Source organism: Paraburkholderia agricolaris, from assembly GCF_009455635.1.
Classification (GTDB): domain Bacteria; phylum Pseudomonadota; class Gammaproteobacteria; order Burkholderiales; family Burkholderiaceae; genus Paraburkholderia; species Paraburkholderia agricolaris.
The window spans coordinates 380,246-402,802 of the sequence record NZ_QPER01000001.1 but is presented as its reverse complement, the minus strand read 5'-3'; the positions used below and the strand labels follow the sequence as shown (position 1 = coordinate 402,802).

Below are 22,557 nucleotides of genomic sequence, written 5' to 3'. Positions count from 1 at the left end.
CTGCGCCGGATCCTTTGCGGCATCCGCACATCAGCATTTTTGACCTGGGCCGTCCCGCGCCCAGCGCCGCCGAAAACGGGCGCACGCGTAATTGCGAATGTCGCAATGTATCGCGGTCGTGGCAAACTCTCTACAATGAATCTCAACTTGCCATGAAAGCCAGCCTCCAACTCCGCCTATCGCAGCATCTTGCGCTGACCCCGCAACTGCAGCAGTCCATCCGGCTGCTTCAGCTGTCCACGCTCGAACTGCAGCAGGAAGTCGCAATGGCGATCTCGCAGAATCCGCTCCTCGAGAACGAGGACGACTGGATCGCGAGCCCCCTGCGCGTGGCGGCCGACGGTTCATTGATCGCCCAGGCGCCCAATTCCTCGCCACCGTCCGACCAGATGGGCGGCAATACGTCGTCTTCGTCCACCAGCAGCAGCGAGCGTGCCGAGAACGGCGAACCGCAGGGTGTAGACGAATACAACGGCCTCGCGAGCGACGGCAACGGCGATGCGTCGCAATGGAATCTCGACGATTACGGCCGCTCCGGCAATGCGTCGGACGACGACGATCTGCCGCCGCTGCAAATCCACGAATCGAGCACCTCGCTGCGCGATCACCTGATGGCGCAACTTCGCGTCACCCAGGCGAGCCAGCGCGACCGCGCGCTGATCACCTTCCTGATCGAATCGCTCGACGACGACGGCTATCTTGCCGCCACGCTCGAAGAAGTGCTGACCGATCTGCCCGATGAGCTCGAAGTCGATCTCGACGAAATGAATGCCGCGCTGGCGTTGCTGCACAGCTTCGATCCGGCAGGCGTTGGCGCGCGTTCCGCGTCTGAATGTCTCAAGCTGCAATTGCTGCGGCTCGAGCAGTCGCCTACCCGCACGCTTGCGCTCGACATCGTCGCCCATCATCTGGAACTGCTCGCGGCACGTGATTTCACGCGCCTGCGCAAGCATCTGAAGGCGAACGACGACGATCTGCGCGATGCGCATATTCTGATCCGCTCGCTCGAGCCGTTTCCGGGCGCTGCGTACGGCAAGGCCGAAGCGGACTACGTGGTGCCGGACATCATGGTGCGCAAAACGGCACAGGGCTGGCAGGCGGAACTCAATCCGGAAGTGGTGCCGAAGCTGCGCATCAATCATCTGTACGCGAATATCCTGCGCAATAACCGCGGCGATCCGGGCAGTGGATCGTTGCGCCAGCAACTGCAGGAAGCACGCTGGCTGATCAAAAATATCCAGCAGCGGTTCGAGACGATCCTGCGGGTCGCACAGGCTATTGTCGAGCGTCAAAAGAGCTTTTTTGTGCACGGCGAAATTGCCATGCGCCCCTTGGTTTTGCGAGAAATTGCTGATACGCTGGGCCTACACGAGTCAACTGTCTCGCGTGTGACAACCGGTAAATACATGCTGACCCCATTCGGGACGCTTGAATTTAAGTACTTCTTCGGATCACACGTTTCGACTGACACGGGCGGCGCGGCCTCTTCCACGGCTATTCGCGCGCTCATCAAGCAACTGATAGGAGCGGAAAACCCGAAATCTCCTCTTTCAGACAGCCGCATAGCCGAACTGCTGGCGGAACAGGGCTTCGTGGTCGCACGGCGTACCGTGGCGAAATATCGCGAGGCCCTCAAGATTCCGGCAGTCAACCTGCGCAAGTCTCTGTAGCCCGCCGCCTCCCGCGACGGGCATTTACCGGCCGCTCCGCAGTTGGCGGACAGGCCGGCCGATGCGACCTGCCAGAAGTCAGTCACCGGGGGGCGACTCAGGCAAGCCGACAGATCGACCGGACCTTCGTCATCGTGCGGAACAAGCGGCCTCTAGCTTGGAGAAGCACTATGAATCTGCAGATCAGTGGACACCACCTCGAAGTAACGCCTGCGTTGCGCGAATACGTGATCACCAAACTGGATAGGGTGCTAAGACATTTCGATCAGGTCATCGACGGCAGTGTGGTCCTCTCGGTCGACAACCACAAGGAAAAGGAAAAGCGTCAAAAGGTTGAAATCAACCTGCATCTCAAGGGTAAAGATATCTTCGTCGAGAGTTGTGACAGCGACCTCTACGCTGCAATCGATCTGATGATCGACAAGCTCGACAGGCAAGTGATACGCCATAAAGATCGCCTGCAAGGCCATCAGCATGACGCGATCAAGTACCAGCCGGCGCCGCTACTGGACGTGCCGCCGCAATAAGGAAGATTAGAAGGCTTTTTTCACATTCCTTCGCTTTTTCCCATTTGCCGTTATTTACCCAGCCAAACCGCCCGAAACCGGGCGGTTTTTCGTTTTCGGGCAGCTTTCTCACCCCGCGGCACAAGTCGGATCAATCCGGCAAAGAAACCCATGAAGCATGGATGGCGCGCCGCACCATCCGTGGCTACCCTGTTCTATAATGTTCCGGTTACCATCGGGGTCAAGCTAGCTCATACGGAAATCGGTCTGCCGGAGTCCTGTGCTTTCGGACTCCAACGCACGTCTTCCGTGAGCATCAAACGAATGGAACACCACTCAAACGCCCCAGCGAGGAGAACCCAGGCCACGTTTTCGCCTGTCAACATGAATCGTTTAGCCAAATTTCTTCCCCTCGAGAACGTCGTCGTCGGACTATCGGTCACCAGCAAGAAGCGCGTATTCGAGCAAGCGGGCCTGATCTTCGAGAACCAGAACGGCATCGCCCGTAGCACGGTCACTGACAATCTGTTTGCGCGCGAGCGCCTCGGATCGACGGGGCTGGGCGAAGGCGTCGCGATTCCGCATGGCCGGATCAAAGGCTTGAAGCAACCGCTCGCCGCGTTCGTCCGGCTCGCTGAACCCATCCCCTTCGAATCGCCCGACGGCCAGCCGGTCTCGCTGCTGATCTTCCTGCTCGTGCCCGAGCAGGCCACCCAGCAACACCTCGAAATCCTTTCGGAAATCGCCCAGTTGCTGTCCGACCGTGAGACCCGCGAGCGCCTGCACACGGAAGAAGACCGCGAATCGTTGCATCGCCTGCTCACTCAGTGGCAACCTTGATGCATCGGCGATTGTCCGCGCGCCGTTTACCCGCCTGCTTATCCACCTGCTCATGCAGCGGGTTACCCGCCGGCGTGCGGGTAGAGTTGGGCAAGGAAAACGGTCCGCGCTAGCGCCACCCTTTGCCCGGCAAGCGGCCCACACTGGAGTCACTGACTCATGGATACGTCCAGCATCAACGCCCAGAGCATTTTCGACGACAACGCCGCCACGCTGAAGCTGAGCTGGCTGACGGGGCATGAAGGCTGGGAGCGCGGCTTTTCTTCGGAATCGGTCGCCAATGCCACGTCGAGCGCCGACCTCGTCGGCCACTTGAATCTGATCCACCCAAACCGGATCCAGGTACTCGGCGACGCTGAAATTGACTACTACAAGCGCCAAACCGACGAAGACCGCTCGCGCCACATGGCCGAGCTGATCGCGTTGGAGCCGCCATTTCTGGTGGTGGCAGGCGGCGTCGCGGCGCCCCCTGAACTGGTGCTGCGCTGCACGCGCTCGTCCACACCGCTGTTCACCACCCCCATGTCCGCCGCCGCGGTGATCGACAGCTTGCGCCTCTACATGTCGCGCATTCTTGCGCCGCGTGCCACGCTGCACGGTGTGTTTCTCGACATTCTCGGCATGGGTGTGCTGCTCACCGGCGATTCCGGGCTCGGCAAAAGCGAACTCGGGCTGGAACTGATCAGCCGCGGCCACGGCCTCGTCGCCGACGACGCAGTGGATTTCGTGCGCCTCGGCCCGGATTTCGTCGAAGGACGCTGCCCGCCGCTGCTGCAGAATCTGCTCGAAGTACGCGGCCTCGGCCTGCTCGACATCAAGACGATCTTCGGTGAAACCGCGGTACGCCGCAAAATGAAGCTGAAACTGATCGTGCAACTGGTGCGCCGCCCCGACGGCGAATTCCAGCGGCTGCCGCTGGAAAGCCAAACCGTCGACGTGCTCGGCTTGCCGATCAGCAAAGTCACGATTCAGGTTGCGGCCGGCCGCAACCTCGCCGTGCTGGTTGAAGCGGCCGTGCGCAACACGATCCTGCAACTACGCGGCATCGATACGCTGCGCGACTTCATGGATCGCCAGCGTCTGGCCATGCAGGACCCGGACAGCCAGTTTCCCGGCAAATTGATCTGAATCCGCGACACTCCGCGGCGCCGTGCCAGAGCCGCGAATGGCGGCTACAGCGGCACGCGCGCGGGGACCAGATGCTATGATGAACTGTACGGATTTCACGACCCCATGCGCATAATCCTGATCACCGGTATTTCCGGCTCCGGCAAGTCAGTTGCCCTGAACGCGCTAGAAGACGCAGGTTATTACTGCGTCGACAATCTGCCGCCGCGTTTTTTGCCGCAACTGGCCAACTATCTCGCCGACGATGGCCAGGAGCGCCTCGCGGTCGCCATTGACGCGCGCTCGAGCGCTTCGCTCGACGAAATGCCCGCGATGATCCGCGATCTGTCGCGCGCCCACGACGTCCGGGTGCTCTTCCTGAACGCAAGCACGCAGTCGCTGATTCAACGCTTCTCCGAAACGCGCCGCCGCCACCCGCTGTCCGGCTCCACCGCGCATGATGCGGACGTCGGCTTGTTGACGTCGCTCGCCGAAGCAATTGAACGCGAACGCGAACTCGTGGCAGGACTCGCCGAATTTGGCCATCAGATCGACACCAGCAATCTGCGCGCAAATGTGCTGCGTGCATGGGTGAAGCGCTTCATCGAACAGGAAGATGCGGGGCTCGTGCTGATGTTCGAGTCCTTCGGTTTCAAACGTGGCGTGCCGCTCGACGCCGATTTTGTTTTCGATGTACGCACGCTGCCGAATCCGTACTACGATCATGAGTTGCGTCCGCTCACGGGTCTCGACAAACCGGTGATGGATTTTCTCGACGCGCTGCCGGTCGTGCATGAAATGATCGACGACATCGAGAAATTCCTCGTCAAATGGCTTCCGCATTTCCGCGACGACAATCGTAGTTACCTGACAGTCGCGATCGGTTGCACGGGCGGCCAGCACCGCTCGGTGTTTATTGCGGAGACGCTTGCCGCGCGTCTCGCAACGTCGGCGAATGTCATTGTGCGGCACCGCGATGCGCCGGTTCCCATCGGCGAATCATCGAAGTTAGTGGCTTAACCGGCCGCGTCGCGCGGCCTCAACTCGAAGCGTTGCGCCATGTCTTCTTCTACTGTGCTTGCCGATGTGCCGCTGTTTCCGCTGCATACGGTGCTGTTTCCCGATGGACTGCTGCCACTGAAAATCTTCGAAGCGCGCTACCTCGACATGGCGCGCGACTGTCTGCGTGACAAGACGCCGTTCGGCGTGTGTCTGCTGAAGAGCGGCGCCGAAGTGGCACGCGCCGAAGAGCCTTCGGTCCCCGAAGCAATTGGCTGTCTCGCCGAAATCGAAGAGTGCGATGTCGAAGCGTTCGGCATGCTGCTGATTCGAGCACGAGGCACGCGACGATTTCGCCTGCTGTCGCATCGTGTGGAGGCGAGTGGCTTGCTCGTAGGCATGGCCGAGCCGCTTGGAGAAGACATCCCGCTCGAGGGTAATGAGCAACTGGCCAAATTTGGCGCGTGCGCGGAAGTGCTCGAACGGATTATCGCTACGATTCGCGAGCGGGATCCCGATAGCTTGCCGTTCGCTGAGCCGTTCAGGCTCGAAGATCCGTCATGGGTATCGAACCGGCTCGCGGAAGTGCTGCCGATCGCCCTTCGCGCACGACAGAAACTAATGGAATTGCAAGACGCAGGCGCGCGAATCGACGTGGTTCATCACTATATGCAGCAGCATCAACTGCTTTGATGTGACGTGCGTTTTGCTGTGATTGCCTAGATCAACGAGCCCTGCAAGCCGTCCAGCAGTTTGCGCACCGGCGCAGGCACGCCGAAAGAGTCAAGATCGCTCAGTGGGACCCATGCGGTATCCGCGTCGCCTAGCGCCGAGAATGCACCCGCGCCGCGATCCAGTTCAACCAGCCGCGGCTCGATATCCAGCTTGAAATGCGTGAAAACATGCGTGAGCGGTGCGAGCGGCGAAGCCGCTCCGTCGCCACCGAAGGCGCGCGCACGTTCGGCGAGCGCGGCTTCGTCGGCGGCTTCGGGCAGGCTCCACAAACCGCCCCAGATGCCCGACGGCGGGCGCTTTTCCAGCATCACGGCATTGCCGTCGCGCAGCACCAGCATCCATGTGCGGCGCGTCGGCACAGCCTTCTTTGGCCTTGCTGTAGGCAGTACACGCTGACGTCCGGTTACGTTGGCCACGCAGTCGACGGCGAACGGACAGCGCAGACAATCCGGCTTGCCGCGCACGCACAAGGTTGCGCCGAGGTCCATCAGACCTTGCGTGTATGCACTGACCTCATCTTCCGATGCATTGGACGGCAGCAGCGATTCCGCCAGCGTCCACATCGCATTCTCGACTTTCTTTTCGCCTGGAAAACCTTCGACGCCGAATACGCGTGCCAGTACGCGCTTCACGTTGCCGTCGAGAATCGTGGCCCGCGCGCCGAACGCGAACGAGGCAATCGCCGCTGCCGTGGAGCGGCCGATGCCAGGCAATTCCGCGAGTTCATCGGCAGATGCGGGAAACGCGCCGCCATGCTGTTCGACGACCACCTGCGCGCAGCGGTGCAGATTGCGCGCGCGCGAGTAATAACCGAGGCCGGCCCACAACGCCATCACATCGTCCGCCGGCGCGGCGGCAAGCGAGGCGACATCCGGACAACGCGCAAGAAACTTTGCGTAGTACGGAATCACCGTCGATACCTGCGTCTGCTGCAGCATGATTTCCGACAGCCAGATGCGATATGGGTCACGCGTGTTCTGCCATGGCAGATCATGACGGCCATGCTGGCGCTGCCACGCAATCAGCCGCGCGGAAAAATCAGACATAAGCGGGAAAGCTGGAGCAACGGACGGAGCAGACGGGCGTAAGCGAGATGGCATTGAAAATTAGCGCTGGCAGGTGGGACAAAAATACGTGGAGCGCTGCCCCTGCACGATCTGTTTGATCGGCGTTCCACACACACGGCATGGCAGCCCCGCGCGATCATAGACGAAATAGTCGAGCTGGAAGTAACCGCTTTCGCCATCGCTGCCGACGAAATCGCGCAGCGTGCTGCCACCCTTCTCGATCGCGGCGGCGAGCGTGACGCGGACCGCGTCCGCCAGCAAATCGTAGCGCACGAGCGAGACCCGACCCGCCGCGGTGGCGGGCCGGATACCGGCGCGAAAAAGGCTTTCGGATGCGTAGATATTACCCACCCCGACCACGATCTCCCCCGCCAGCAACGCCTGCTTCACCGACACCTTGCGCCCGCGCGTAAGCCGGTGCATCAGCGCGCCGGAAAAACCCGGCGAAAACGGCTCGACACCGAGCCCCGCGAGCAATGGATGCCCGAGCACGTCGCCGGTTTCACGCGGATGCCACAGCACCGCGCCGAAGCGGCGTGGATCGCGATAGCGCAAAATGAATTCGTCGAAAATCCAGTCGATGTGGTCGTGCTTCGCCGCCGCCGGCGGATGCGGCACATGGCGCAACACCCGCAGCGTGCCGGTCATGCCGAGATGCACAATGAACCAGCCGGCATCGATTTCGAACAGCAGATACTTGCCGCGCCGCTCGACCTTGCGCACCACGCTGCCGCGCAAGGTTTTCGCAAGGTCAGCCGGAATCGGCCAACGCAGCGCGGGCGTGCGCACATCGACGCGTTCAACCTTGCGCCCGGACACATACGGTTCAATTCCCCTTCGGGTAACCTCAACTTCTGGTAACTCTGGCATGTCTAACTGGTGTGCAACTTGCGTGAGTGGTTGTGCGCTTATTGTAGCGAGCGCGTTACAATCGTCCGAAACATTGAACGGATTTCCATGAACTTGTCCTTCGTGAAGCTGTTTTCGAAGCGCCCGGCTAGCGCATTCCGCGTGCCGCACGCCGTGTCCGCTCGCCGTATGCTCGGTGCCGCCGCGCTCGCCGTCTGGGCACTGGCTGCCGTGCCCGCGCACGCGCAGGATCCATCGCCCGACTCGGATGACACTTCCGTCACGCTGCCGGACCCACTAGGCCCGGCAACGGCGGACGACCAGAAGTCGCTGCCGAATGTGCCGCTGTCCAGCCAGATCGTATTCCAGGTGCTCGCCGCCGAAGTCGCCTTGCAACGCGACCAGCCGGCGCCTGCCTATCAAACCTACCTCGCGCTCGCACGCGATACGCACGACCCGCGCATGGCGCAACGCGCCACGGAAATCGCGCTGGCCGCGCAAAGTCCGTCGGACGCTTTGGCCGCCGCGCAATTGTGGCAGCAGTATGCGCCGAATTCGGAACGCGCCGCGCAACTCGACGCGTCCCTGCTCGTATTGTCAGGCAAGCCTGACGACGCCTCGCCGATCCTCGCGCGAGAACTCGCGAAAGTGCCGGCCGACAATCGCGGCAGCGCGATTCTGGCGCTGCAACTGCTGCTCTCGCGCGGTCCCAACCGGATCGGCGGTTTGCATGTGCTGCAAGATCTGCTGAAAGACGACCTGAACCGGCCGGAAGCGCAACTGGCTATCGCCCGCCAGCAACTCGTTTCCGACGACGCGCCGGGCGCGCGCAAGTCGCTCGAACAGGCGCTCACGCTCAAGCCCGACTATTTGCCGGCCGCATTGATGCTGTCGCAGATGGGTCCGGAGGAGCGCAAGGAAGGCATCGCATCGCTCGAAAAGTATGTGCAGCAGAATCCGAAATCGCATGACGCCCGTCTCGCGCTCGCCCAGATGTATCTCGCGAGCGACCGTCTGGACGACGCGCAAAAGCAGTTCGAGGTCATGCACAAGAACAACGCGGCCGATCTCACGCCGCTGATGGCGCTCGCGCTGATCAAGATCCAGCAGAAGAATTTCAACGACGCGCAAACCTACCTGACCCAGTACGCGCAGCAAGCCGAGAAAACGCCGGGTGCCGATCCGGGCCAGGCGTATATCTATCTTGCGCAACTGTCGCTCGAACAGAAGAACGAAGCGGCGGCGACCGACTGGTTGAACAAGGTTTCACCGTCGAGCCAGCAATTCATGCCGGCGCAGATCACACGGGCGCAACTGCTCGCCAAGCAGGGCAAGACTGACGACGCGCGCAAGCTGCTGGCCAGCCTGCAATCGCCCGACCCGCGCGACCAGGCGCTGATTGCCCGCACCGACGCGGCGATTCTGTTCGACGCGAAGCGCTACCCGGAGGCGGAAACACGCCTGCAACAAGCAACGGCGGCCTTCCCCGACGATCCCGATCTGACCTACGACTACGCCATGGCCGCCGAAAAGACCGGTCATTACGATGTCATGGAAGCACAACTGCGCAAGCTGATCCAGACGCAGCCGGATAATCCGCAGGCGTATAACGCGCTGGGTTATTCGCTGGCCGATCGCAATCAGCGCCTGCCGGAAGCCGACAAGCTGATCGAGAAAGCCTCGTCACTGGCGCCGAACGACGCCTTCATCATGGACAGCGTCGGTTGGGTCAAGTACCGGATGGGCGATACGACAGATGCAATCAAGCTGCTGCGCAAAGCGTACGACCTCCAGCCGAACGCCGAAATCGGCGCGCACCTCGGCGAAGTGCTGTGGAAAACCGGCGCGCAGGATCAGGCTCGCGCCGCCTTCCGTGACGCGCGCAAGCTCGAACCGGACAACGACACGCTAGTCAAAACGCTGCAACGCCTTCAGGTAAACGATCTTTGATGCGTCTTTCCCGCTTGATCTCCTTCCTCCGGGCGCCGCGTGGCGCGGCGCTCGGATTCGTAGCGGCAGCGGTTGTCGCGTTGGCCGGTTGTGCATCGGTGAAGCCGCAAGGGCCGTCCACGTCGAATGCGGCGACGGCCGTCACTGCGCAGACAAGCCGCGCGTATCAGGGCCGTTTCGCGATCCAGTACAACGATCAGAACGGCCAGCAGCGCAATGCTTACGGCAATTTCACCTGGCAGGAAACGGGTGATACGGTCACCTTGCAATTGCGCAACCCGCTCGGCCAGACATTGGCGATCGTGACCTCGTCGCCGGCGTCCGCCACGCTCGAACTGCCGAACCGTCAACCGCTCACCGCCGACAACGTCTCGACACTCATGCAGAACGCACTCGGCTTCGCGCTGCCGGTCGAAGGACTGCGCTACTGGCTGCAGCCTTCGCCGGCCCCCACTTCGCGCGCCAGGACCGAGAAGGATCCGGAGCAGCCCTCGCGCCTGAAGCAGATCATGCAGGACGGCTGGACGATCGATTACCTGGCCTATGCCGATGCACCGGCCACCGGCGTGAAGCGTCTGAACCTGAGCCGCTCGGAACCGCCGCTCGACATCAAGCTCGTGCTGGATCAGTAGTCGCGCCTGTTCGCGCAACCTTTACCGCTTCTTCCGCGTCGCGATGGCGCATGTAGCCCTAACTCATGATTGAAACGACCGATTCGCTGCGCGATTGCCTCGCGCCAGCGAAACTCAACCTCTTCCTGCACATCACCGGGCGCCGCCCGGATGGCTATCACACACTGCAAACCGTCTTCCAGTTACTCGACTGGGGCGACACGCTGCACTTCAGGCGGCGCGACGACGGCCTTATCACGCGCAGCACCGAAATCGCCGACGTTCCGCCCGAACACGACCTTACTGTGCGCGCGGCAACGCTCCTGAAAGCGCATACCGGCTCGCCCGAGGGTGTCGATATCGAAATCGAGAAGCGCCTGCCGATGGGTGCGGGCCTTGGCGGTGGCAGCTCCGACGCGGCAACCACGCTGCTCGCGCTGAACCGTCTCTGGAAACTCGATTTGCCGCGACTGGAGTTGCAGGCGCTGGCGTTGAAACTCGGCGCGGACGTGCCATTCTTTGTTTTTGGGAAAAATGCGTTCGCACAGGGTGTCGGAGAGGCTTTAGACGTTGTACAATTGCCGCCGCGTCATTTCCTGGTCGTAACGCCGAGGGTTCATGTTCCGACTGCAGCGATTTTTTCCGAAAAAGCGTTGACAAGAGATTCGAAACCCCTCATAATTACGGACTTTCCTGCAGAACTTAGCTGCAACACTGATTGGCCAGAAAGTTTTGGCCGCAATGACATGCAGCAGGTTGTCGTGGGAAAATACGCGGAAGTAGCGCAAGTGCTGCGGTGGTTTGAAAACATCGCACCAGCGCGGATGTCTGGGTCAGGTGCAAGTGTATTTGCAGCGTTCCGTAGTAAAGCTGAAGCAGAAGCGGCGCAAGCCAAAGTGCCCAGCGAATGGAACAGCGCAGTGACTGCAGGTCTCGATCAGCATCCACTCTTTGCTTTCGCGTCATAAGTTTTGCGTCGTCGAACGTTCCCTCGTTCGGTGAAGCTCAAAGTTAGTGTAGGGGAGTCGCCAAGTTGGTTAAGGCACCGGATTTTGATTCCGGCATTCGAAGGTTCGACTCCTTCCTCCCCTGCCAAAAATTCTCGCATTTCCCTCGCCCCCAGCCTGAAGTAGGTGCACGATGAGCAGCCATGACGGCCTGATGGTTTTTACTGGCAACGCAAATCCCGCGCTTGCACAGGAAGTCGTCAAAATCCTCGGTATTCCCCTCGGCAAAGCAATGGTTAGCCGTTTCTCGGACGGTGAAATCCAGGTCGAGATTCAGGAAAACGTGCGTGGCAAGGATGTCTTCGTCCTGCAATCCACGTGCGCGCCGGCGAATGACAATCTGATGGAACTGATGATCATGGTCGATGCGCTCAAGCGCGCATCCGCCGGCCGGATCACCGCCGCCATCCCCTACTTCGGTTATGCCCGTCAAGATCGACGCCCGCGTTCGGCGCGCGTCGCCATCTCGGCGAAGATCGTGGCGAACATGCTGGAAATCGCCGGTGTCGAGCGGATCATTACGATGGATCTGCACGCCGACCAGATTCAAGGCTTCTTCGACATCCCGGTCGACAATATCTACGCTACGCCCGTGCTGCTCGGCGATCTGCGCAAGCAGAACTACGAGAACCTGCTGGTCGTTTCGCCGGACGTCGGCGGCGTGGTGCGTGCCCGTGCATTGGCCAAGCAACTGAATTGCGATCTCGCGATCATCGACAAACGCCGCCCGAAGGCGAACGTTGCCGAAGTGATGAACATCATCGGTGAAGTCGAAGGCCGCACCTGCGTGATCATGGACGACATGGTCGATACCGCTGGCACGCTCTGCAAGGCAGCTCAGGTTTTGAAGGAACGCGGTGCGAAGCAGGTGTTCGCTTACGCCACCCACCCGGTTCTGTCGGGCGGTGCAGGCGAGCGTATTGCAGCTTCCGCACTCGACGAACTCGTTGTCACCGATACGATCCCGCTCGGCGAAGAAGCCCGCTCGTGCGCAAAGATCCGTTCGTTGAGCAGCGCCGGCTTGCTCGCCGAAACGTTCTCGCGGATTCGCCGCGGCGATTCGGTGATGTCGCTGTTCGCTGAAAGTTAAGTATTTGCGAAGGCGCAGCGCGCATTGCAGTACCGCACGCTGCGCTTTTGCACAATTGGCATGAACGAACGAAGGTTCGTGCCATCGCTCTGGGGCCTCAGCCATAACGGCTTGGAGGCCCCGTTTTTACTGCCTGGTCGCGGGCAGTGCATTGGAGATTCAACATGAAAGTAGTCGCTTTCGAGCGTTCTTTGCAAGGTACGGGTGCGAGCCGCCGCCTGCGTATCTCGGGTAAGACCCCGGGCATCGTATATGGCGCTGGTGCTGAAACGCAATTGGTCGAACTGGACCACAACGCACTTTGGCACGCGCTGAAGAAAGAAGTTTTCCACTCGTCGATCCTCGAATTGGAAGTGGCAGGCAAGTCGCAACAGGTTCTGCTGCGCGACGTGCAATACCACCCGTTCCGTCAGCTCGTGCTGCACGTGGACTTCCAACGTGTCGACGCGAAGAAGAAGCTGCACACCAAGGTGCCGCTGCACTTCATGAACCAGGAAACCAACCCGGCAGTGAAGCTGTCGAGCGCGGTGATCTCGCACGTCCTCAACGAAATCGAAATCGAGTGCCTGCCGTCGGCACTGCCGGAATTCCTCGAAGTTGACCTGGCGACGATCGAAGCGGGTCACTCGCTGCACGCCAAGGACATCGTCCTGCCGGCAGGCGTGGCGCTGGTTGCTCACGTTGAAGCAGAAAACCCGGTCGTCGCTTCGGCAACGATCCCGGCTGGCGCAATCGCTGAAGGCGACGCCGCTGCTGCAAGCGAAGGCGAAACGCCGGCTGCCTAAGGCCTTTTGGCACTGAGCGAGCAATCCTCTCGAGCCGTTTCAATGAAACGGTCGATGTGACCCGCCGAGGTTCGCCCCGGCGGGTTTTTTTTTCGGTTTTTTTCGGCTCGGCCGCATTCGACGTCTGGGCCAGATGGACCTACACAATCATGATCAAGCTGATCGTCGGGCTCGGCAATCCGGGCGCTGAGTACACCGCGACGCGCCACAACGCCGGCTTCTGGCTGGTCGATCAACTGGCGCGCGAAGCAGGCACGACGCTGCGCGACGAGCGGCGCTTCCACGGTTTCTACGCGAAGGCCCGGCTTCACGGCGAAGAAGTGCATCTGCTTGAACCGCAGACGTATATGAATCGCTCGGGGCAGTCCGTTGTGGCGCTTGCACAGTTCTTCAAAATTCTTCCGGACGAAATTCTGGTCGCGCACGACGAACTCGATATGCCGCCTGGCAGCGTCAAGCTGAAGCTCGGCGGCGGCAGCGGCGGCCATAACGGGCTGAAAGACATCACCGCGCATTTGTCCTCGCAACAGTACTGGCGGCTGCGGATCGGCATCGGCCATCCGCGCGACCTGATTCCCGAAAGCGCGCGAGCCGGTGCCAAGCCGGACGTCGCCAATTACGTGCTGAAACCGCCGCGGCGGGAAGAACAGGACGTAATCGATGCGTCGGTCGAACGGGCATTGGCCGTGATGCCGCAAATCATCAAAGGCGAACTCGAGCGGGCGATGATGCAATTGCATCGCAATCCCTGAACGGCCGGTTCACCCACCGCATCCACATCGCCTGACTTGCCCGACTTGCCGTACCGCCATCGACAGGAGAATCGCTTGAGCCGCTACTGGAGTGACATCGTCCACCGTCTGACGCCGTATGTGCCGGGCGAGCAACCGGCGGTTGCGCATCCGGTGAAGCTGAATACCAACGAAAATCCTTATCCGCCATCGCCGCGCGTGCTGGAAGCGATCCGGCAGGAATTGGGCGCCGCGGGGGAGTCACTGCGGCGCTATCCCGACCCGAGCGCGCGCAAGTTACGCGAAACGGTAGCCGCCTATCACGGCATTCGCGCGGAGCAGGTGTTCGCGGGCAACGGTTCGGACGAAGTGCTCGCGCTGACCTTTCAGGCCTTGCTGAAGCACGACAAACCGCTGCTGTTTCCCGATATCACTTACAGCTTCTATCCGACCTACGCGCGGCTCTTCGAAATCGATTATCGGACTATCGCACTCGACGACAGCTTCGCCATCCATGTCGACGATTACACTGCGCCTAACGGCGGCGTACTGTTCCCGAACCCGAACGCGCCGACCGGACGACCGCTGCCGCTCGCCGATATCGAGCGCCTGGTGGCAAGAAACACCGAATCGGTGGTGGTAATCGACGAGGCCTACGTCGATTTCGGCGCCGAATCGGCCATCGCTCTGATCGACCGCTATCCCAACCTACTGGTAATCCAGACGGTATCGAAGTCCCGCTCGCTGGCCGGCATGCGCGTCGGCTTCGCATTCGGCAATCCGGAACTGATCGACGCACTGAACCGCGTGAAGGACAGCTTCAATTCGTATCCGCTCGACCGGCTGGCGCAAGTCGCGGCCATCGCAGCATACGAAGACGACGCGTGGTTCCGCGGCAACTGTGCCAAGGTAATTACCAGCCGTGAGCGGCTGGCGGCAGGCTTGACAGCGCTGGGCTTCGAGGTGGTGCCGTCGGCGGCGAATCTGCTGTTCGCGCGCCACGACGGCTACGACGCAGCAACGCTCGTGGCACGGCTTAGGGAAAAGGAAATCTTCGTGCGCCACTTCAAGGCGGCGCGAATCGACCAGCATCTGCGTATCTCGGTCGGCACGGACGCCGAATGCGGCATTCTGCTGGATGCGCTGCGCGACATTTTCAGCGGGTATGTCGGATAAAGATCGGTCAGTGATCGGCTAATCCGGCGTGTAGCCCAAAACGTTGCCGCAAAAGAAAACGGCGAGGCAGGCGCCTCGCCGTTTTCTCTCATCCAACGCTCTCTCAGGCGCTCTTCGCAGCCTGTAGTGCGTGATACTTCGCCATCAAACCTTCCGCCGTCTCCAGATGCTCGGGATCGCGCGGAATGCACTCGACCGGACACACCTGAATACACTGGGGCTCGTCGAAATGGCCGACACACTCGGTGCATTTCTTCGGGTCGATCACGTAGATTTCCGCGCCCATCGAAATTGCGTCGTTCGGGCACTCGGGCTCGCACACGTCGCAATTGATGCACTCGTCGGTAATCATCAAGGCCATACTTCTCTCACTTCGCGCCGGCCGAAGCCAGCTTTGATCCGTCAAACCGCTAGTTTACGCCGGTTACGGTTGTCCCGCCGAGATACCGTCATTCGGATCCAGCGCAGCAACCTTCTCCTTCAGCCATTTTTCGACCGACGGGAACACAAACTTGCTCACGTCGCCGCCCAGTTGCGCGATTTCACGCACGATGGTGCCGGAGATGAACTGGTATTGATCGGAGGGCGTCATGAACATGGTTTCGACGTCCGGCAGCAGGTAGCGGTTCATACCGGCCATCTGGAACTCATATTCAAAGTCCGAAACGGCACGCAGGCCGCGCACGATCACCCGCGCGTTATTGCTGCGGACAAAGTCTTTCAATAGCCCTTTGAAGCTCATCACCTGAACGTTCGGGTAGTGCCCGAGCACTTCATGAGCGATATCGAGACGCTCCTTCAGGGTGAAAAACGGCTTCTTGTTGCGGCTGTCGGCAACGCCCACCACCAGCGTGTCGAAAATGCTCGACGCGCGTCGAACGAGGTCTTCGTGACCGCGCGTCAGCGGGTCGAACGTGCCCGGGTACACGGCGACTACCATGAGACTTCTCCTCTCTTCAGACAAATGGGCACGTCAAAGCGTCCACGCGACGCATTTGGCACCGACCGCACGCGTGACAGTAACCTGTCCGCCGCTTGTTTTGGAACGCGCATTATTCCTTATTTTCGCGCTGCAGCAAATGAAAGTGGACAGCGCCCGCTTTGCCTTGCCGCACGATTTCCCAACCGGCGAGTGTTTCGTTCCCCTCGAGATCGAGCGCAGCGCCCGCCTCCACGTACAGAAAGCCTTCCGGGCTGAGCAGCGGCACCGCCAGTGCGAGCGCCTTGTCGAGCAGGTCGTCGCCGAACGGCGGATCGAGGAAAACCACGTCAAACGATCCCGGCGCGAGACTCGCGGCAAGGCGCAAACCGTCGGCTTCCGCGATTTCGATCGTACGTGCCGCCAGGCGCCCTTGGTTCGCGCGCAACTGGCTCGCTGCCCGTGCGTTGCGCTCGACCATCAGCACTTGTGCCGCACCGCGCGAGGCGGCCTCGAAGCCGAGCGCACCGCTGCCGGCGAACAGATCGAGGCAACGCTGGCCGTCCAGCCGTTGGCCAAGCCAGTTGAATAGCGTTTCGCGTACACGGTCGGGGGTGGGGCGCAGGCCGTCGAGGTCGAGCACGGGCAGCGGTGTGCGCTTCCAGTCGCCGCCAATGATACGGATGGCGTGCGGCTTGCCGCCTTTGGACGAGGCGCCGTGGGCGCGTGAGGGAGCAGAACGGGGCATGCAGTTTCGAATACGTAATAAGAGGGCCCGCGCGCCGATGCGTGGGGGCTGGAGGGCCAACGTTACCACAGGGGCGCGCGGCGTCCAGCCTGGCCATTCGGCCAATACGACGGCTGGCGGCGCGCCTGATAAAATGTGCCGCTTCCAGCGCCTTGCATCCCGCATCGCAACGCTGTCTGCCGCTCCCACGGGCTTGTCCCGGCTGCGCGCATCGGCGCGCGCTCTCACCACGCCAGATCATGTTCAGCTTTTTCAAACGATTCAAGGGTTCGAAAGAGTCCGATAACGCGCCAGAAGAATCGCAGACCGCGCCGGAAGCCTTGGCGGCCGAACCCGCCGCGGAGGCGCCGATTGTGCCGGTTATGCCAGTTGCGCCCGCCACGCCCCCCGCGCCTCGGCCGGCTGTGCCCGCTAGCGTCGATACGCAGCCGGCTGCCGCGCCGTCCACCAATGAACCTGAAGCGGCCGCGCTCGAAACCGTCGAAATCGTCCCGCCGCCCCAGCAGGACGCGAGCGCCAAGCGCTCCTGGCTCACTCGCCTGAAAACTGGTTTGTCGAAAACGAGTTCGAGCCTGACCGGCATTTTCGTCGGCACGAAGATCGACGAGGATTTGTACGAAGAGCTCGAAACCGCATTGCTGATGTCGGATGCCGGCGTCGAGGCCACCGAGTTCCTGCTCGAATCGTTGCGCGAGAAAGTGCGCACCGAGCGTCTCACCGATCCCCAGCAGGTGAAAGCGGCGCTGCGCACGCTGCTGATCGACCTGCTGAAGCCGCTGGAAAAATCGCTGATGCTCGGCCACGCGCAACCACTCGTCGTGATGATCGCAGGCGTGAACGGGGCGGGCAAAACCACCAGCATCGGCAAGCTCGCCAAGCATTTGCAAAGTTTCGATCAGTCGGTGCTGCTGGCTGCGGGCGACACCTTCCGCGCCGCCGCACGCGAGCAACTCGCGATCTGGGGCCAGCGCAACAACGTTACGGTGGTGTCGCAGGAAAGCGGCGATCCGGCCGCCGTGATTTTCGACGCGGTTGGCGCCGCGCGGGCGCGCAAGATCGACGTCATGATGGCGGACACGGCCGGCCGTCTGCCGACCCAGCTGCATCTGATGGAAGAACTGCGCAAGGTGAAGCGCGTGATCGGCAAGGCGCAAGATGGCGCGCCGCATGAGGTGCTGCTGGTGATCGATGCGAACACCGGCCAGAATGCGCTCGCGCAGGTGAAATCCTTTGACGACGCGCTCGGCCTCACCGGCCTGATCGTCACCAAACTCGACGGTACGGCGAAGGGCGGCATTCTCGCGGCAATCGCACGCCAGCGTCCGATCCCGGTGTACTTCATCGGCGTCGGCGAAAAGGTGGAGGACTTGCAGCCTTTCAGCGCGGAAGAATTTTCGGATGCGTTGCTGGGCGGTTGAACCTGGCGGCGTTCGTCGCGAAACCAGCAAAAAGGGCGCTCTTTCGAGCGCCCTTTTTTCATTCCAACCACCGGATTATTCCGCGTCGGGTTGAACACCCGGTGCTGCACGAGCGAACGCGTCAAGTTGCGTTGCGTGATCGTAGATACGCTGAATGGTCGGAAACTTCGCCGTATCGACCTTGAAGCGCTGTGCGTTGAACACCTGCGGAATCAGACACGCATCGGCCAACGTCGGGGTGTCGCCAAAGCACAGCTTGCCGGTGCGCGGATCGCCTGCCAGATGCGCCTCGAGCGTCGCAAAACCCGCTTCGACCCAATGCTTGTACCACGCGTCTTTCGCTTCGTCGTCGACATGCAGCGTGTGTTTCAGGTACTTCAGCACGCGCAGATTATTCAGCGGATGAATCTCGCACGCCACCTGCAACGCCACCGCGCGCACATAAGCGCGGTCGGCCGGCGTACCGGGCAGGAGCGGCGGCTCCGGATGCGTTTCCTCCAGATACTCGATAATCGCGAGCGACTGCGGCATGACGTCGTTACCGTCGACGAACGTGGGCACGATGCCGTCCACATTCACCTTGCGGTACTCGGGCTTCAACTGCTCGCCGCCGTCGCGCACGAGGTGCACCGGCACGTAGTCGTATGGCAGATTCTTCAGGTTCAGCGCGATACGCACGCGATAAGACGCCGAGCTGCGGAAATAGCTGTAAAGCTTCATGTTATGGGTCTCCTCCAGCCGCGCTTCAGACAACGCGTACGCTGAGCTCGCCGAGCCCGTCCACACCGCCTTTCATGAGGTCGCCCTGCACTACGGCGCCGACGCCCTCCGGCGTGCCGGTGAAAATCAGGTCTCCCGGTTGCAATTCGAACAGCGTCGACAGATAGGCGATCGTCTCGGCCACCGACCAGATCAGTTGCGATACGTCTGAATTCTGTTTTTCCTCGCCGTTCACCGATAGCCAGATCGCGCCCTTGTCGATATGGCCGACGGTCGTTACCGGATGAATCGGGCCGAGCGGCGCCGAGTGGTCGAAGCCCTTCGCGGTATCCCACGGACGGCCCAGCTTCTTAGCTTCGGCCTGCAGATCGCGGCGCGTCATGTCGAGACCGAGCGCATAGCCGTACACGTGGTCGAGTGCGCTCTCGGCCGGAATGTCCTTGCCGCCTTTGCCGATAGCGGCCACCAGCTCCATCTCGAAGTGAACGTTTTTCGACAGCGACGGATAGGGGAATTCGCCAGTCGCGCCCGGCGCGACATACAGCACGGCGTCGGCCGGCTTGGCAAAGAAGAACGGCGGTTCGCGGTCGGGGTCGTGCCCCATCTCGCGCGCGTGCGCCTCGTAGTTGCGGCCCACACAGTAGATGCGACGCACCGCGAACTGCTCGCTGGACCCCACGACCGGCACCGCGACCACCGGTGCGGGTGCAAATACGTAACTCATCCCGTTCTCCGTTTTCTGGATTGTGCCGCGCGCGCGGCGATAAAACATCGAGTGTAACGCGCGGCAAAGCGCGCTGCAGCCAATCGGCACGGGCATGTGCGGACCGACGGTCCCGGCGCATCGTCTCGCGGGGTTGCCGGACCGCCGGACCGCCATAGATGCGATACTCACACCGAATAGTGTCCTTTAAATACCGTGGCCGACCGCCCTAAGGCGGTACGCCCTCGTCCCACTGCGCCCGATGACCGACTCCGCCGATACCGTCAATCCGTTCCCCTGTGCCCGCTATATCAAGGAAATCGGCCGCGGCCCGAACGGCGCCCGCGCGCTGACCGCCGAGGACACGCGTGCGCTCTACACCGCGATGCTCGACGGCCGCGTGGCCGAACTCGAGCTCGGCGCCGTGTTGCTCGCGTATCGCGTGAAGGGCGAAACCGCCGACGAACTCGCCGCCATGCTGGCTAGCGCGCATGCATCGTTCGAGCCGGTTCATTTGCCGCATGCGGCGTTCCGCCCCGTCTCGATACCCACCTACAACGGCGCGCGCAAGCAGCCCAACCTGGTGCCGCTGCTGGCGCTGCTGCTGGCACGCGAGGGTGTGCCGGTGCTGGTGCATGGCGTCACAGAAGATCCGGGCCGCGTGACAAGCGCCGAAATCTTCACGCATCTGCAGATCCCGCACGCGCAATCGCACGCCGATATCGAAGACGGTCTCGCCGAGCGGCGCCTCGCGTTCGCACCGATCGACGTCCTGGCACCGAAGCTCGCGCACCTTCTTTCGTTGCGCCGGCGAATGGGCGTGCGCAATTCCACGCACACGCTGGTGAAAATCCTGCAACCGTTCGCGCCTGCGGGGCTGCGGCTCGTGAACTACACGCATCCGCCCTACCGTGACAGTCTCACGCAGTTGTTCAATACGCACCCGGACGCCGCGACAGGCGGCGCCCTGCTCGCGCGCGGCACCGAAGGCGAAGCGGTGGCCGACACACGGCGCCAGGTGCAGGTGGATTGGCTGCATGACGGCATCTGCGAAACGCGCGTGCCGCATGAGCGCTCTTCGCCCGACGCGCCGGAAGTCGACTTGCCCGAAGCTCGCGACGCTGCGACGACGGCCGCGTGGATCAATGCCGTGCTGCGCGGCGAGGCGCCCGTGCCGAGTGCGATCGAACGGCAGGTGGAGTTGATCGTGGATGTCGCGCAAATGCCCACGTAGCGCCCGCGCAACGTGCCCGGCGTGAGTGCAACGCAGCGCTTGCGCCGCCGTGCGCACACGCCGTACTCGCACGCAGGAGATGACGACCGCGGGTTGACAGGCCGCTGCAAGCCGTCATACATTAGACCTATGCGTTCCCTTCCGAACACCCTCCGAATTACCTCCGGCCGCCTAGCGCGGCCCCTATCGCTACGTCTAGCGTAAGCCAGGCGTAGCGCCGCGCGTTGGCAGCTTGCGTTGCCCAAAGCGCGGTCTTCAAAGCAGTTCCGCAGTTCCCGTTTCACCTCCAACCGTAGCTCTTCACAACCTGTAGTCGTTTGCATTCGTCCGTTTACCGTTCGGACGAAGCGCGAGGATCCAATGCACGTCACATGGGCAGCATCCACGTTCGTTTTCGCCGTCAACACGACGGGATTCGTTCGCGCCCGTTCGTTATTGCCGCTAGCCACCGGCTGGCGCGCCGTGCATTCGTGGCAGCGCGCCAGCCGCTCGAGGCCACACCCTTTCGCATACGACACAACGAACGAGGCTCAACATGTTGCGCAATCCCGCTGAGAAATACCGCCCCTTCCCCGCTGTGCGCCTCACCGGCCGTAAATGGCCGAGCCGCACGATCAACCAGGCCCCGATCTGGATGAGTACCGATCTGCGTGACGGCAATCAGGCCTTGATCGAACCGATGAATGCCGCGCAAAAGCTCGAATTCTTCGAAATGCTGGTGGCGATCGGCTTCAAGGAGATCGAAGCCGGTTTTCCGTCGGCCTCGCAAACCGATTTCGATTTCGTCCGTAAACTGATCGAAGAAAAGCGCATTCCCGACGACGTGACGATCGAAGTGTTCGTGCCCTCGCGCGCTGAGCTGATCGCGCGCACGTTCGAAGCGCTCGAAGGCGCACCGCGCGCCATCGTGCATCTGTACAACGCGATCTGCCCGTCGTTTCGCAAGATCGTCTTCAACCAGTCGAAGCAGCAGATCAAGGCGCTCGCGGTAGAAGGCACGCGCATCATCAAGGAGCACGCCGAGGCGCGGCCCGGTACGCACTGGATCTTCCAGTATTCGCCCGAAACCTTCAACACGACCGAACTCCCATACGCCCGCGAAGTATGCGACGCGGTCGCGCAGACATGGCGGCCCACGCGCGATCACAAGATGATCATCAACCTGCCTGCGAGCGTCGAGGCCGCGACGCCCAACGTGTTCGCCGACCAGATCGAATGGATGGACCGCAATCTCAGCTACCGCGACAGCATCGTACTGTCGGTGCATCCGCATAACGACCGCGGTACCGCCGTAGCCGCTACGGAATTGGCGCTGCTGGCCGGCGCGGATCGCGTTGAAGGATGTCTGTTCGGCAATGGCGAGCGCACCGGTAACGTAGACCTTGTTACGGTCGCGATGAACCTTCACGCGCAGGGCGTCGACTCAGGCCTCGACTTCTCCGATATTGGCGCGGTGCGGCGCGTGGTTGAGCGCTGCAACCAGATTCCGGTGCATCCGCGGCACCCGTACGCGGGGGATGCGGCGCATAGGCCGGTGTGGCGCGATGAGGATCTGCAGCGCGCAGCTGCCTGAGCGGCCTGAAACGGGGCAACCACAATTCAGCACACGCGGCGCAACCCGCCGGCTTGTGCCCACCGGGCGCTCACAAGGCGTAACCGGTGCGATGCGGCGAAATACGGTGAGCTCAAAAG

General features: G+C 61.7%; 22 protein-coding genes, 1 tRNA gene and 1 pseudogene. 17 read left to right on the top strand and 7 right to left on the bottom strand.

What is annotated here, in order from left to right; genetic code table 11:
- The first annotated feature begins 152 nt into the window (after positions 1-152).
- From GH665_RS01815 to GH665_RS01790, 6 genes are all read left to right on the top strand, one after another.
- Positions 153-1,670, top strand: a complete 1,518-nt coding sequence (locus GH665_RS01815; protein ID WP_153134428.1) for an RNA polymerase factor sigma-54 — start codon at positions 153-155, stop codon at positions 1,668-1,670.
- A 170-nt stretch (positions 1,671-1,840) separates the two neighbouring features.
- A complete protein-coding gene (hpf, locus tag GH665_RS01810; protein WP_028199089.1) occupies positions 1,841-2,197 on the top strand; it encodes a ribosome hibernation-promoting factor, HPF/YfiA family in 357 nt (118 codons plus the stop codon).
- 303 nt (positions 2,198-2,500) lie between these two features.
- On the top strand, positions 2,501-3,016 hold the full coding sequence (locus GH665_RS01805; protein ID WP_153138168.1) for a PTS sugar transporter subunit IIA: 516 nt from the start codon (positions 2,501-2,503) through the stop codon (positions 3,014-3,016).
- Positions 3,017-3,175: 159 nt separating this feature from the next.
- A complete protein-coding gene (hprK, locus tag GH665_RS01800; RefSeq protein ID WP_007179412.1) occupies positions 3,176-4,144 on the top strand; it encodes an HPr(Ser) kinase/phosphatase in 969 nt (322 codons plus the stop codon).
- A 105-nt stretch (positions 4,145-4,249) separates the two neighbouring features.
- The gene (rapZ, locus tag GH665_RS01795) at positions 4,250-5,143 is read left to right on the top strand and encodes an RNase adapter RapZ (RefSeq protein ID WP_028199087.1); all 894 of its coding nucleotides are present in this window, start codon (positions 4,250-4,252) and stop codon (positions 5,141-5,143) included.
- A gap of 39 nt (positions 5,144-5,182) precedes the next feature.
- Positions 5,183-5,815 (top strand): LON peptidase substrate-binding domain-containing protein, encoded by a 633-nt coding sequence (locus tag GH665_RS01790; protein ID WP_028199086.1) that lies wholly within the window; start codon positions 5,183-5,185, stop codon positions 5,813-5,815.
- A gap of 26 nt (positions 5,816-5,841) precedes the next feature.
- Here the strand turns inward: GH665_RS01790 and mutY are convergent, their stop codons facing one another.
- Positions 5,842-6,957, bottom strand: a complete 1,116-nt coding sequence (gene mutY / locus GH665_RS01785) for an A/G-specific adenine glycosylase (protein ID WP_408273362.1) — start codon at positions 6,955-6,957, stop codon at positions 5,842-5,844.
- A 6-nt stretch (positions 6,958-6,963) separates the two neighbouring features.
- Positions 6,964-7,794, bottom strand: a complete 831-nt coding sequence (gene mutM / locus GH665_RS01780; protein ID WP_153134426.1) for a bifunctional DNA-formamidopyrimidine glycosylase/DNA-(apurinic or apyrimidinic site) lyase — start codon at positions 7,792-7,794, stop codon at positions 6,964-6,966.
- Between the two features lie 87 nt (positions 7,795-7,881).
- Between mutM and GH665_RS01775 the strand changes: the two genes are divergently transcribed.
- The 8 genes from GH665_RS01775 (at position 7,882) to hisC (ending at position 15,123) form a co-directional block, all read left to right on the top strand.
- A complete protein-coding gene (locus GH665_RS01775) occupies positions 7,882-9,723 on the top strand; it encodes a tetratricopeptide repeat protein (RefSeq protein WP_153134425.1) in 1,842 nt (613 codons plus the stop codon).
- The gene (lolB, locus tag GH665_RS01770) at positions 9,723-10,355 is read left to right on the top strand and encodes a lipoprotein insertase outer membrane protein LolB (RefSeq protein ID WP_153134424.1); all 633 of its coding nucleotides are present in this window, start codon (positions 9,723-9,725) and stop codon (positions 10,353-10,355) included. Before GH665_RS01775 ends, lolB begins: the two co-directional genes overlap by 1 nt.
- Positions 10,356-10,420: 65 nt before the next feature.
- Entirely contained in the window at positions 10,421-11,302 is an 882-nt protein-coding gene (ispE, locus tag GH665_RS01765) for a 4-(cytidine 5'-diphospho)-2-C-methyl-D-erythritol kinase (protein ID WP_153134423.1), read from the top strand.
- A 50-nt stretch (positions 11,303-11,352) separates the two neighbouring features.
- A tRNA-Gln gene (locus GH665_RS01760) sits at positions 11,353-11,429 on the top strand.
- Positions 11,430-11,474: 45 nt separating this feature from the next.
- Complete coding sequence (locus tag GH665_RS01755) at positions 11,475-12,431, top strand: ribose-phosphate pyrophosphokinase (protein WP_028199080.1); 957 nt, start codon at positions 11,475-11,477, stop codon at positions 12,429-12,431.
- A gap of 164 nt (positions 12,432-12,595) precedes the next feature.
- Entirely contained in the window at positions 12,596-13,216 is a 621-nt protein-coding gene (locus tag GH665_RS01750; RefSeq protein ID WP_153134422.1) for a 50S ribosomal protein L25/general stress protein Ctc, read from the top strand.
- 149 nt (positions 13,217-13,365) lie between these two features.
- The gene (pth, locus tag GH665_RS01745; RefSeq protein ID WP_028199078.1) at positions 13,366-13,968 is read left to right on the top strand and encodes an aminoacyl-tRNA hydrolase; all 603 of its coding nucleotides are present in this window, start codon (positions 13,366-13,368) and stop codon (positions 13,966-13,968) included.
- Between the two features lie 75 nt (positions 13,969-14,043).
- Entirely contained in the window at positions 14,044-15,123 is a 1,080-nt protein-coding gene (hisC, locus tag GH665_RS01740; RefSeq protein WP_153134421.1) for a histidinol-phosphate transaminase, read from the top strand.
- A 103-nt stretch (positions 15,124-15,226) separates the two neighbouring features.
- Here hisC and GH665_RS01735 read toward each other — a convergent pair whose 3' ends face one another.
- From GH665_RS01735 to rsmD, 3 genes are all read right to left on the bottom strand, one after another.
- Positions 15,227-15,484: a YfhL family 4Fe-4S dicluster ferredoxin gene (locus tag GH665_RS01735; RefSeq protein WP_028199076.1), complete on the bottom strand. Its 258-nt coding sequence runs from the start codon at positions 15,482-15,484 to the stop codon at positions 15,227-15,229.
- A 63-nt stretch (positions 15,485-15,547) separates the two neighbouring features.
- Positions 15,548-16,063: a pantetheine-phosphate adenylyltransferase gene (coaD, locus tag GH665_RS01730; protein ID WP_153134420.1), complete on the bottom strand. Its 516-nt coding sequence runs from the start codon at positions 16,061-16,063 to the stop codon at positions 15,548-15,550.
- Positions 16,064-16,175: 112 nt separating this feature from the next.
- Positions 16,176-16,790 (bottom strand): 16S rRNA (guanine(966)-N(2))-methyltransferase RsmD, encoded by a 615-nt coding sequence (rsmD, locus tag GH665_RS01725; RefSeq protein ID WP_153134419.1) that lies wholly within the window; start codon positions 16,788-16,790, stop codon positions 16,176-16,178.
- A 239-nt stretch (positions 16,791-17,029) separates the two neighbouring features.
- Here rsmD and ftsY point away from each other — a divergent pair, with 239 nt between their 5' ends.
- Positions 17,030-18,208: a signal recognition particle-docking protein FtsY gene (ftsY, locus tag GH665_RS01720; protein WP_153134418.1), complete on the top strand. Its 1,179-nt coding sequence runs from the start codon at positions 17,030-17,032 to the stop codon at positions 18,206-18,208.
- Positions 18,209-18,283: 75 nt separating this feature from the next.
- On the opposite strand, the gene maiA is transcribed toward ftsY, so the two are convergent.
- Entirely contained in the window at positions 18,284-18,928 is a 645-nt protein-coding gene (gene maiA / locus GH665_RS01715; RefSeq protein WP_153134417.1) for a maleylacetoacetate isomerase, read from the bottom strand.
- 25 nt (positions 18,929-18,953) lie between these two features.
- Positions 18,954-19,652: a fumarylacetoacetate hydrolase family protein gene (locus GH665_RS01710; RefSeq protein ID WP_153134416.1), complete on the bottom strand. Its 699-nt coding sequence runs from the start codon at positions 19,650-19,652 to the stop codon at positions 18,954-18,956.
- Positions 19,653-19,893: 241 nt separating this feature from the next.
- Between GH665_RS01710 and ybiB the strand changes: the two genes are divergently transcribed.
- Both ybiB and GH665_RS01700 read left to right on the top strand, forming a co-directional pair.
- Positions 19,894-20,865: a DNA-binding protein YbiB gene (gene ybiB, locus GH665_RS01705; RefSeq protein ID WP_153134415.1), complete on the top strand. Its 972-nt coding sequence runs from the start codon at positions 19,894-19,896 to the stop codon at positions 20,863-20,865.
- A gap of 535 nt (positions 20,866-21,400) precedes the next feature.
- Positions 21,401-22,384 (top strand): annotated as a pseudogene (locus tag GH665_RS01700) (2-isopropylmalate synthase); the annotation flags it as partial.
- Positions 22,385-22,557 lie beyond the last annotated feature (173 nt).

Excerpts from the sequence above, each read along its gene's own strand:
- GH665_RS01815 (WP_153134428.1), top strand. The coding sequence starts at position 153 with ATGAAAGCCAGCCTCCAACTCCGCCTATCGCAGCATCTTGCGCTGACC.
- hpf (WP_028199089.1), top strand. The coding sequence starts at position 1,841 with ATGAATCTGCAGATCAGTGGACACCACCTCGAAGTAACGCCTGCGTTG.
- GH665_RS01805 (WP_153138168.1), top strand. The coding sequence starts at position 2,501 with ATGGAACACCACTCAAACGCCCCAGCGAGGAGAACCCAGGCCACGTTT.
- hprK (WP_007179412.1), top strand. The coding sequence starts at position 3,176 with ATGGATACGTCCAGCATCAACGCCCAGAGCATTTTCGACGACAACGCC.
- rapZ (WP_028199087.1), top strand. The coding sequence starts at position 4,250 with ATGCGCATAATCCTGATCACCGGTATTTCCGGCTCCGGCAAGTCAGTT.
- GH665_RS01790 (WP_028199086.1), top strand. The coding sequence starts at position 5,183 with ATGTCTTCTTCTACTGTGCTTGCCGATGTGCCGCTGTTTCCGCTGCAT.
- mutY (WP_408273362.1), bottom strand. The coding sequence starts at position 6,957 with ATGCCATCTCGCTTACGCCCGTCTGCTCCGTCCGTTGCTCCAGCTTTC.
- mutM (WP_153134426.1), bottom strand. The coding sequence starts at position 7,794 with ATGCCAGAGTTACCAGAAGTTGAGGTTACCCGAAGGGGAATTGAACCG.
- GH665_RS01775 (WP_153134425.1), top strand. The coding sequence starts at position 7,882 with ATGAACTTGTCCTTCGTGAAGCTGTTTTCGAAGCGCCCGGCTAGCGCA.
- lolB (WP_153134424.1), top strand. The coding sequence starts at position 9,723 with ATGCGTCTTTCCCGCTTGATCTCCTTCCTCCGGGCGCCGCGTGGCGCG.
- ispE (WP_153134423.1), top strand. The coding sequence starts at position 10,421 with ATGATTGAAACGACCGATTCGCTGCGCGATTGCCTCGCGCCAGCGAAA.
- GH665_RS01755 (WP_028199080.1), top strand. The coding sequence starts at position 11,475 with ATGAGCAGCCATGACGGCCTGATGGTTTTTACTGGCAACGCAAATCCC.
- GH665_RS01750 (WP_153134422.1), top strand. The coding sequence starts at position 12,596 with ATGAAAGTAGTCGCTTTCGAGCGTTCTTTGCAAGGTACGGGTGCGAGC.
- pth (WP_028199078.1), top strand. The coding sequence starts at position 13,366 with ATGATCAAGCTGATCGTCGGGCTCGGCAATCCGGGCGCTGAGTACACC.
- GH665_RS01735 (WP_028199076.1), bottom strand. The coding sequence starts at position 15,484 with ATGGCCTTGATGATTACCGACGAGTGCATCAATTGCGACGTGTGCGAG.
- coaD (WP_153134420.1), bottom strand. The coding sequence starts at position 16,063 with ATGGTAGTCGCCGTGTACCCGGGCACGTTCGACCCGCTGACGCGCGGT.
- rsmD (WP_153134419.1), bottom strand. The coding sequence starts at position 16,790 with ATGCCCCGTTCTGCTCCCTCACGCGCCCACGGCGCCTCGTCCAAAGGC.
- ftsY (WP_153134418.1), top strand. The coding sequence starts at position 17,030 with ATGTTCAGCTTTTTCAAACGATTCAAGGGTTCGAAAGAGTCCGATAAC.
- maiA (WP_153134417.1), bottom strand. The coding sequence starts at position 18,928 with ATGAAGCTTTACAGCTATTTCCGCAGCTCGGCGTCTTATCGCGTGCGT.
- GH665_RS01710 (WP_153134416.1), bottom strand. The coding sequence starts at position 19,652 with ATGAGTTACGTATTTGCACCCGCACCGGTGGTCGCGGTGCCGGTCGTG.
- ybiB (WP_153134415.1), top strand. The coding sequence starts at position 19,894 with ATGACCGACTCCGCCGATACCGTCAATCCGTTCCCCTGTGCCCGCTAT.